The sequence below is a fragment of the Pseudomonas sp. K5002 genome (assembly GCF_013386655.1).
Taxonomy (GTDB): Bacteria; Pseudomonadota; Gammaproteobacteria; order Pseudomonadales; family Pseudomonadaceae; genus Aquipseudomonas.
On the sequence record NZ_JACARK010000322.1, the window covers coordinates 1 to 9,100 of the forward strand.

At 60.5% G+C, this 9,100-nt stretch carries 10 protein-coding genes; 3 read left to right on the forward strand and 7 right to left on the reverse strand.

Going from position 1 to position 9,100, the window contains the following annotated elements; translation table 11 throughout:
• The 5 genes from HX846_RS16020 to HX846_RS16040 all read right to left on the reverse strand — a co-directional run.
• Window positions 1-793: MoxR family ATPase (locus tag HX846_RS16020; RefSeq protein WP_178965704.1), on the reverse strand; the 793-nt coding region annotated here is incomplete at its 3' end.
• Window positions 790-1,947, reverse strand: coding sequence for a DUF4350 domain-containing protein (locus tag HX846_RS16025; protein ID WP_178965705.1), 1,158 nt, complete (start codon window positions 1,945-1,947; stop codon window positions 790-792). The genes HX846_RS16020 and HX846_RS16025, both read right to left, overlap by 4 nt.
• The gene (locus HX846_RS16030; RefSeq protein WP_178965706.1) at window positions 1,944-3,473 is read right to left on the reverse strand and encodes a DUF4129 domain-containing protein; all 1,530 of its coding nucleotides are present in this window, start codon (window positions 3,471-3,473) and stop codon (window positions 1,944-1,946) included. The genes HX846_RS16025 and HX846_RS16030 overlap by 4 nt, the downstream gene beginning before the upstream one ends.
• A complete protein-coding gene (locus tag HX846_RS16035; RefSeq protein ID WP_087694641.1) occupies window positions 3,460-4,440 on the reverse strand; it encodes a stage II sporulation protein M in 981 nt (326 codons plus the stop codon). The genes HX846_RS16030 and HX846_RS16035 overlap by 14 nt, the downstream gene beginning before the upstream one ends.
• Complete coding sequence (locus HX846_RS16040) at window positions 4,437-5,129, reverse strand: RDD family protein (RefSeq protein ID WP_003214165.1); 693 nt, start codon at window positions 5,127-5,129, stop codon at window positions 4,437-4,439. The genes HX846_RS16035 and HX846_RS16040 overlap by 4 nt, the downstream gene beginning before the upstream one ends.
• A gap of 189 nt (window positions 5,130-5,318) precedes the next feature.
• Between HX846_RS16040 and sbcB the strand changes: the two genes are divergently transcribed.
• The gene (gene sbcB / locus HX846_RS16045; RefSeq protein ID WP_003214166.1) at window positions 5,319-6,746 is read left to right on the forward strand and encodes an exodeoxyribonuclease I; all 1,428 of its coding nucleotides are present in this window, start codon (window positions 5,319-5,321) and stop codon (window positions 6,744-6,746) included.
• A 90-nt stretch (window positions 6,747-6,836) separates the two neighbouring features.
• On the opposite strand, the gene mvaT is transcribed toward sbcB, so the two are convergent.
• Window positions 6,837-7,211 (reverse strand): histone-like nucleoid-structuring protein MvaT, encoded by a 375-nt coding sequence (gene mvaT / locus HX846_RS16050; protein ID WP_003209760.1) that lies wholly within the window; start codon window positions 7,209-7,211, stop codon window positions 6,837-6,839.
• 349 nt (window positions 7,212-7,560) lie between these two features.
• Here mvaT and purU point away from each other — a divergent pair, with 349 nt between their 5' ends.
• Complete coding sequence (gene purU, locus HX846_RS16055) at window positions 7,561-8,409, forward strand: formyltetrahydrofolate deformylase (RefSeq protein WP_003209762.1); 849 nt, start codon at window positions 7,561-7,563, stop codon at window positions 8,407-8,409.
• A gap of 84 nt (window positions 8,410-8,493) precedes the next feature.
• The gene (locus tag HX846_RS16060; protein WP_023659227.1) at window positions 8,494-8,694 is read left to right on the forward strand and encodes a hypothetical protein; all 201 of its coding nucleotides are present in this window, start codon (window positions 8,494-8,496) and stop codon (window positions 8,692-8,694) included.
• Window positions 8,695-8,704: 10 nt separating this feature from the next.
• Here the strand turns inward: HX846_RS16060 and HX846_RS16065 are convergent.
• Window positions 8,705-9,100: methyl-accepting chemotaxis protein (locus HX846_RS16065; RefSeq protein ID WP_256739823.1), on the reverse strand; the 396-nt coding region annotated here is incomplete at its 5' end.

The window sequence follows — 9,100 nt, forward strand, 5'->3', positions numbered from 1 at the left end:
CCAGGGCGATGGAGGCCCGGGGCCCGGCGCCGATGGTCAGGCCCGGCCAACTGCGCGTAGTGCGGGCCAGGCGCACGGCGTAGTCGAGCACCTGCTCATCCAGCGCCAACTCGCTGGCAATCTGTTGCAACAGCAGCACGTCTTCGGCTTGCAGCACCGTGCGCAGCGGCTGTACGTCGAGCATGTCGGCTCGGGACGAGCGGGTGACTTCGCGCACCATGTCCAGTTCCTGCTGTGCCTCGGGATAGTCCATGCGCACCTTGAGCATGAAACGGTCCAGTTCGGCTTCGGGCAACGGGTAAGTACCTTCCTGCTCGATGGGGTTCTGGGTGGCCAGTACCATGAACGGCTGGCCGATGGGCAGCGCCTCGCCTTCAAGGGTTACCTGGCGTTCCTGCATGGCTTCCAGCAACGCTGCCTGGGTTTTCGCCGGGGCACGGTTGATCTCGTCAGCCAACAGCAGGTTGGTGAACAACGGTCCCTTGCGCAGCTTGAACTGTTCGGTATGCAGGTCGTATACGGCATGGCCGGTCACGTCGCTGGGCATCAGGTCCGGGGTGAACTGGATGCGTGCGAACTCGCCTCCAAAACAGCGTGCCAGCGCGCGTACCAGCAAGGTCTTGCCCAGGCCGGGAACCCCTTCAAGCAACACATGGCCGCCCGCGATCAACGCCGTGAGCACGTCATCGATCACCGGGTCCTGACCGATAACCGCCTTGCGCAGTTCGACGCGCAAGGCCTGGGCCAGTTGGCTGGCGCGCTGAATCGGGTCAGTGGCGGGAAATTCGCTCATAGGGCATTCCTGAGGTTTTGCAGGCAGGCCACCTGGCGGCTGAAATCGGCGCTGGAGAGCCGTTTCGTCGCAGGTGGGCCAAGGGCCTGGCTGATAACAAGGGAGGGTTGGCGGGTCAGGCGTTCAAGCACCCGCAATTGTTCGGCTGTATCGAGGTGTTCGAACCCGGGATGACGGCGCCGAGCGGTGCGCTGGATGTCGCGCTGCAAAGCTTGCAGCAAGCTGTCTTGCCCGCTGCGGCGCAACAGGAAGTCGGCACTGGCGTTCAAGTGTTCCTGCAATTGCCGCCGTGCCTTGGGCGCCGGTTGCCGGATCGGACCCTGGCGCAGGCTGGCGTGCCAGAGGCCCAGGGCGATCAGTGCGGCAAGTGCCACCAGTGCCTGGGGGAAGTAGCGCAACAACAGGCTGAACAGGTCCTCGACATCAGTGTTGAACAGCAGTGTGACCTGGGTGCCCTGGCTCAGGTACCAGAGCAGCCACGCGTTATCGTGCAGGCCGATGCCGGGGTTTTTCCACAGGTCGCTGTCGGTGACCACGGTCACACGCCCTTGCCCGAGGTTGACCTGCATCAGGTGCGTCGACCGGGCGCTGTTGGCCGAGAATTGTGCCAGGTGCCTGGGGTCGGTGAGGTTGAAGTCGGTGTCGAAGCTGAAATAGGCCGGCGCTGTTTCGTTGTCCACATAGAGTTTGGTCAGGTCCGGCGTTTTCTTTTTACGCGCGGGTGCCGGAGCGTCGAATTCTTCACTGAAGGATTGGTGTATCTGCACACGATCCAGCAACAGGTCGCCACTTTCACCGGTGTCCTCATCCCACAGCGCTTCGGCTACCAGCAGCAGATGGCCGCCAGCCCGGGTCCACTGCAGCAATTGCTCGACCTGCGGCGGGCTCATGTTGCTGCGCTCGCCCAGCAACAGCAGGCTGTTGCCCTTGGGCGAAAGGCTGGCCAGCCGTTCGAGGCTGTTGGCATGTTCCACCACCAGGCCCTGCCGGCGCAGAAAGTGTTCAGCTGCCAGGTAGGGGTTGGCCAGGGCTTCGGGTGAAGGGCCGCGATCGACCACTTCCTGATAAGGAATCGTCTTGTGCCAGGCATAAAAACCGCCTGCTGCCAGCAAGCCCGCGACCAGCAGCCCGACCCACAGCAACGGCCGGTTCATTGCGCCGCTCCCGAACCGAACAGGGTTCGCCAATCGCTGCATAGCTGTTGTTGCACCAAGGCAGGCGGCAGGCGATGGCCATAGGCAAGGTTTTGCCAGTAACGGGTCAGCTCACCGCTGAATGCCAGCAGCTGCGGTTGTTGCAGTTGGCGGATACGTTCCAGGACTTCACCTTCCGTGTCGGCACTTTTCAGCGGCAGGTTGAAGTCGTGCAGCAAGCGGCTGAGCAACCCACGGTAGAGCAGGCCGAGGGCTTCCCGGGGCTGTGTTGCCCACAGCTGTTCGGCGGCGTCTGCGATGTCTTCGGGCAAGGTGTCAGCCCCCAGTTCAAGGCCGAACAGCTGCGAAGGCACGGGTTTGGCAGCCTTGGGTTTGCGCGGGCTGCGGCGGCTGACAAAGGCATGCAGCCAGTCGCGGTAGCGCCAGATCACCAGTGCCAGGCCACCTGCCAGCAATCCCCAGAGCAGTACTTCAAGGCACTTGGCGATGTGCTTGAACGAATCACTGTTGAGGTTTTTCAGCAATGCTTCCAGCCAGGCTGGCAGCTTGGCATCACCTGCCGCTTTGTTTTTGTCGGCTGCTTTATCCTCGCCGAAGCGGTAGCGAGTGAGCGTTTCCGGGTTCTTGAACGGTGGCTGCTCCAACAGCGTCTTGATCGAGTGACTGGCCGATTGTGTAGTCAGCGGCGTTTGGGGAACCGGTTCATCAGCCCATGCCGATGGGATCGGCGGAATCAGCGTCAGCCCGGCCACCAGCAACAGCAGCGACGCCACACCGCTCAGGCGCTGGCGCATTCGGCGGAACACCAGTTCCAGGTCCCAGGCTTCCAGCACCGTGCGGCGGTTCAGGTAAAGGCTGAAGCCACAGGCGACATAGATCGGCTCCCAGAACACCAGGATCAAGGCGTAGAACATGTTGGTCAGGTGCTCCAGCCAACGCCAGTCGTGGCCGGCGGTGAGCGCCAGTTGCTGCCAATCCCAGTCGCGTTCGACCTCTTGCGGCAGGAAGAAATAGAACACGGCCATCAACCCGAACCACAGGGCGATTTCCAGGTGCACCCCGATCAGGGTCAGCCAGCGCGCGGCGCCTGCGTTGCGCTGCTGCAACACCCCGAGACGTTGTTGGCGCGCCTGGCCTTGCAGCCCTTCGAGCTGGACCACCGGCATCTCGAAGCTACGGCTGAGGCTGAAGCGCCGCCAGGTCAGGCTGGCCAGCAGTTGGCCCTTGAGCAGCCGCGGCGATTGGCGCAGCGCTTGTTTCAGGCTGGGTGTTTCGCCGAACAGGGCCTTGGACAGGATATACAGTGGCAGGCGGTCGAATGCCGGTTTCAACCACCAGAACAGCAACAGCGCGGTGGTGGGGTGATTCCACAGCAGCACGCTGAACAGGGCGAAGACCGGCAAGGTCACGATGGCCCAACTGCTCATCAACAGCAGCCGGTGTTCCCGGGCCAGCAGGATGCCGAGGTCCATGGCCTCCCAGGAGGTACGCGGGCGGATCACGACGCTGGCATCACTCAGGCGCATGGCGATTCCGTCCGGCAAACAGCAGGTAGGCCGCCATCAGCAACCACAGGGCGGTGCCGACCAGGTACTTGACCCACGGCGCCACGGCATTGGTGGACGACCAGTACGCCTCGATAAACGCGGCGATCAGCAGGAACACCATCACACCACAAATCATTTGCACACTTTTGCGCGCGGCCAGGCGCAGGGATTCGCCTCTGGTGAGGGGCCCCGGTGCAATCAGCGCCCAGCCCAGTTGCAGGCCAGCCGCGCCAGCCAGGGCAATTGCGCTGAGCTCGAAGGCGCCATGGCCGATGACAAATGACCAGAACGTTTGCCCGTAGCCGATTTGCGTCAGGTGCCCGGCAACGGCGCCAATGATCAGGCCATTGAAGAACAGGAAAAATACGCTGCCCAGGCCGAACAGCAACCCGGCGGCAAAGGTCTGGAAGGCGATACCGATGTTGTGCATCACGTAGTAGCCGAACATCATCCAGTCTTCGCTGGAAGCGCGCTCGGCTGCCCGGCCCAGGCGGCTGGCATCGGGGTTGTACATGGACTGCATCTCGGCCACCTGCCGAGGGCTGACGATGCTGTAGATCAAGTCCGGAAACAGGTACACCAGCAAGGCAATGCCGAGCAGGCTGCCAAAGAACAGCAGGCCGGCAGCCAGCACAAATGGCCATTGCGCGCGAACCAGCCTGGGGAAATCGGCCAGCAGGAAGCTCAGCACGTTTGCCCCCATCCGGCTGCGATGACGATACAACTGTTGATGGCCGCGCAAGGCAAGCTGCTGCAACGGGTCCACCAGGTAGCTGCTGTAGCCGCGCTCCTGGGCCAGGGCCAGGTGCTGGCACAACTGCCGGTATTGATGAGGGAAGTCGACGAAGTCGGCGCCTTTGGCTTTGCCTTTCTCCAATTGCGTCAATTGCTCGGCAAAGGCTTGCCATTGTGGCTGATGGCGGCTTTCGAAAAGACTCTGTTTCATGCTGGCCCCAACAATCCGCGGGCCACACCGTTGAGTTCTGCCACGGCGCGGGCAGGGGAGACCTGCAGGGGCGTGGCCAGGATAGCGGCCAGTTCGTTGACCCGTTCGGCCGACAGTTCGCCCTGGCGTTCGGCGAAGCTGAGAATCGCCCGTTGTTCGTTCAGCTCAAGGGCGAACGGCAGGCGCAGCGCCGGGGCCTGGGGCACTTGCGGGCGGGAAAGCGGTTGTTCGCGGTAGATCACCAGGGTCCCGGCCGCCAGGTCGCCCAGGCGCTTGAAGTTGGGGTGTTGCAGGCAACTGATGGCGCCGAGGAAATAGCCGAAGGGCAGCATGTCGACAAAACGCAGCAGGTTACGGATCAGCGAGGCGGACCAGCCGATGGGCGTGCCGTCGTCCTGTACCACCCGCAGGCCCATGACCTGCTTGCCGGGCGAGCAGCCCTGGTTGAGCACTTCGAAAAGCACCATGTACCACCAACTGACGAGGAACAGCAGCAGCGAACCCAGGCCAATGCCCAGGTTGCCGAGAAAGGCCAATGCGATAAACAGGATGCCGAGAATCAGGCCGCGCAAACCCAGGTCGAAGGCAAAGGCCAGTGAGCGTACCAGCAGGCCGGCCGGGCGCAGGGGCAGGTCGATACCCTCCGGGGTCTCGATCTGGTAGCGGGTATCCAGTGGCGCAGGTGGCATCGCGGTCCTTGGCAGTGCGGCGCTGGCGCCTGAGCGGCAGCGGCGGGGTTGGAAAGACCGATGCTAGCAGTGTCGACGGTGGAAGCAACCACTCAACGATTTACTGAATGTTTGTACAGGGAACACAGCGCTGGCCCCCGATGCCTGCAAGCGCCTAGACTTTGCCGGTCTTCAGCACAGGAATAGCCCGTGACCACCATTTTCTGGTACGACTATGAAACCACCGGCATCAATCCGCGTACCGACCGCCCGCTGCAGGTAGCCGGTATTCGCACCGACCTCGAGCTTAACGAGGTCGGGCCGCCGGTCAATCTCTACTGCCACCCCAGCGACGATATCCTGCCGCATCCGGCAGCGTGCGCGATCACTGGCATCACTCCCGGCGTGCTGGCGGAAAAAGGCCTGGCCGAAGCCGACTTCATGACCCGGGTGCACGCCGAGCTGGCCACCCCGGGCACTTGCGGGGCCGGCTACAACACCTTGCGTTTTGACGATGAGATGACGCGCTACAGCTTGTACCGCAATTTCTTCGATCCCTATGCCCGGGAATGGCAGGGCGGCAACAGCCGCTGGGACCTGATCGACGTGGTGCGCACTGCCTACGCCCTGCGCCCTGACGGGATCGTCTGGCCGGAACAGGACGGGCGCGTCACCCTCAAGCTTGAGCGGTTGACGGCCGCCAACGGCATCGACCACGGCCAGGCCCACGACGCCTTGTCCGATGTGCGCGCCACCATCGCCCTGGCCCGGTTGATCCGCGAGAAGCAACCCAAGCTCTATGACTGGCTGTTTCAACTGCGTAGCAAACAACGGGTCATGGACCAGGTGCGGTTGTTGCAGCCGATGGTGCATATTTCCGGTCGTTTTTCTGCCGAGCGTCATTACCTGGGGGTGGTGCTGCCGCTGGCGTGGCACCCGCGCAATCGCAATGCATTGATCGTCTGCGACCTGGGGCTCGATCCGCAAGGGCTGTTGGACGAGGACGCCGATACCTTGCGCCGGCGCTTATATACCCGCCGCGACGAACTGGCCGAAGGTGAATTGCCGGTACCGCTCAAGTTGCTGCACATCAATCGTTGCCCGGTGGTCGCACCGTTGAGCGTGCTTCGGCCGCAAGACCGCGAGCGTTTGCAGCTGGATATGGATGAGTGTGATGCGCGGGCCCTGCGGCTAAGCGACGCACAGGAACTATGGCGCGATAAACTGGCGGCGATTTACGCCGAGGAAGATTTTGCGCCAAGCGCCGATCCCGAGCAGCAGCTATACGATGGTTTTATCGGGGATCGTGATCGACGTTTATGTGAGCAAGTGAGAGTCGCCGAGCCGGCGCAACTAGCGCGCCAGCAATGGCCTTTCGATGATGAACGTTTGCCTGAATTATTATTTCGCTATCGTGCACGCAACTTTCCAGACACCTTGAATAGTGAAGAGCAACAACGCTGGAGAGTTTTCTGTCAGCAACGTTTGTCAGACCCTCAATGGGGCGCGCCAAACACCCTTGAGGGTTTTAAGCAGGCGTGTCTTGAGTTGGCTGTTAGTGCCACACCGTTTCAGCGCCAGGTGCTTGATGAATGGCAGGAGTATGTTGATGCCTTAGCGACTCGAATGAGTCTGTAATCAGCTTCCCGGTAAAATACGGACAATAAAAAACGCCAGCAAGCTGGCGTTTTTTATTGCGTTGCGTATCACGCAGCGTCCTGGCGAGGCTTAGCCCAGCAGGGTAGCCCAGCCTTCAACCACGTCGCCGCCCCACTTGGCTTTCCACTCTTTCAGAGTCTTGTGGTTGCCACCTTTGGTTTCAATCACTTCGCCGTTGTGCGGGTTTTTGTATTGTTTAACCTTGCGTGCACGCTTGGTGCCGGTAGCTTTTACGGCGCCACGTGGAGCCTTAACTTTCGAATCCGGATCCAGCAGCGCGATGATGTCACGCAGGGATTTGGAGTATTCGCCCATCAGGGTGCGCAATTTGCCTTCGAATTCCAGCTCGGTTTGCAGTTTGTCGTCTTGGGACAGGTTCTTCAAACGGGCTTGCAGCTCTTTGATAGCTTCTTCGGTGGCGCGATATTCGTTGATCAGGGACATGGGGACTACCTTATGCAGGGCGCTGGGTGAAAGGGGATAGTGGCTCAATAATAGTCAGACAGTTTGCCCAAGTAAACATTTAAGGCCGCATTTATGTAATTTACTTTGGTTGTTTGTGGCAAAAGCGTGGAATTGAGTTAATTAGTAAGGGGGATGGCCTAAAGATACTCTGGTTAAGTCTTGGCTTACTGCCGGAGTCCACGCGTTTGCACACATAGTGGGGAAAAACCTTACGCTATTAAGGGGCAGGGTTGACGCAGCCGATCAGAATAAGCGTTGAGGAATACTGCAGTTTTTCTGCGCAATCGCTAGAATGGCGGCCTTTGCGAAGTTCTGGAGTTTCCCCCTAATGCGCACTTTTCGGCTGGTGATTGCTTGCCCGGACCGGGTTGGCATCGTTGCCAAGGTCAGTAACTTTCTGGCTTCCCACAACGGTTGGATCACCGAAGCGAGCCATCACTCGGACAATCTCAGCGGCTGGTTTTTCATGCGTCACGAAATTCGTGCCGATACGCTGCCCTTTGGTCTAGAGGCATTTCGCGAGGCATTTGCGCCGATCGCTGAAGAGTTCTCGATGACCTGGCGCATCACCGACACGGAACAGAAAAAACGCGTGGTCCTGATGGCCAGTCGTGAGTCCCACTGCCTGGCAGACCTGCTGCACCGCTGGCACAGCGATGAACTGGACTGCGAGATCTCCTGCGTGATTTCCAACCATGACGACCTGCGCAGCATGGTCGAGTGGCATGGTATTCCGTACTACCACGTCCCGGTCAACCCGCAGGACAAGGAGCCGGCCTTTGCCGAGGTCTCGCGCCTGGTCAAGCAGCACGATGCGGACGTCGTGGTACTGGCGCGCTACATGCAGATTCTGCCGCCGGAGCTGTGCAGTGAATACGCTGGCAAGGTGATCAATATTCACCACAGCTTCCTGCCATCGTTTGTGGGTGCCAAGCCGTATCACCAGGCATCCCTGCGTGGCGTGAAGCTGATCGGTGCAACGTGCCACTACGTCACCGAAGAGTTGGACGCCGGTCCCATCATCGAGCAGGACGTGGTGCGTGTCAGCCATAGCGACAGCATCGAAGACATGGTCCGTTTTGGCCGTGACGTCGAGAAGATGGTGCTGGCTCGCGGCCTGCGCTATCACCTGGAAGACCGGGTACTGGTGCACGGCAACAAGACTGTCGTGTTCTGATTGAAGTGTTTTGATTGAAGAATGAAGGGCCTGGGCGTTAAATCGCTACAGGCCCTTTTTTTGAGCGCGGGTGAGGACTGGAGCATGAGCGATCCACTGGACAAGGCGACTTCCAAAGCCCCCGCGACGCTGGGAGAGGGTTGTTTGAGTCGATATGACCCGGATGACCTGAGCAGTGAGGACGGCACCGAGTTTCCAGGCGCCGCCGAGTTGTGGGAACAATTGCAGGACACATCCGAATTGCCTGAAGAAAAGGCGTCAGCGGCTGTGCAAGGCAGCCGCTGACCCGGCGGGATCAAATCCGGAAACTACCCACCAGTTGTTTCAAGCGCGCCGCTTGCTGTTCCAGGTCGGAACAGGCCCGCAAGGTTGATTGCAGGTTTTCCACACCTTCCTGATTGAGGGTGTTGATCTCGGTGATGTCCATGTTGATTGACTCCACCACCGAGGTCTGTTCCTCGGTAGCGGTGGCTACCGACTGGTTCATCCCGTCAATTTCGCCGATGCGCTGGGTCACGCTGTTCAGGCGCTCGCCCGCCAGGTTGGCGATTTCCACACTGTCCTGGCTGTGCCGCTGGCTTTCGCTCATGGTGCTGACCGAATCCCGGGCGCCGACTTGCAGCTCCTCGATCATCTTCTGCACCTGCTGCGCCGACTCCTGGGTGCGGTGCGCCAGGTTGCGCACTTCATC

Bases quoted from the DNA above. Each gene is read 5' to 3' on its own strand.
- HX846_RS16025 (WP_178965705.1), bottom strand. From the start codon at position 1,947: ATGAACCGGCCGTTGCTGTGGGTCGGGCTGCTGGTCGCGGGCTTGCTG.
- HX846_RS16030 (WP_178965706.1), bottom strand. From the start codon at position 3,473: ATGCGCCTGAGTGATGCCAGCGTCGTGATCCGCCCGCGTACCTCCTGG.
- HX846_RS16035 (WP_087694641.1), bottom strand. From the start codon at position 4,440: ATGAAACAGAGTCTTTTCGAAAGCCGCCATCAGCCACAATGGCAAGCC.
- HX846_RS16040 (WP_003214165.1), bottom strand. From the start codon at position 5,129: ATGCCACCTGCGCCACTGGATACCCGCTACCAGATCGAGACCCCGGAG.
- mvaT (WP_003209760.1), bottom strand. From the start codon at position 7,211: ATGTCCCTGATCAACGAATATCGCGCCACCGAAGAAGCTATCAAAGAG.
- purU (WP_003209762.1), top strand. From the start codon at position 7,561: ATGCGCACTTTTCGGCTGGTGATTGCTTGCCCGGACCGGGTTGGCATC.
- HX846_RS16060 (WP_023659227.1), top strand. From the start codon at position 8,494: ATGAGCGATCCACTGGACAAGGCGACTTCCAAAGCCCCCGCGACGCTG.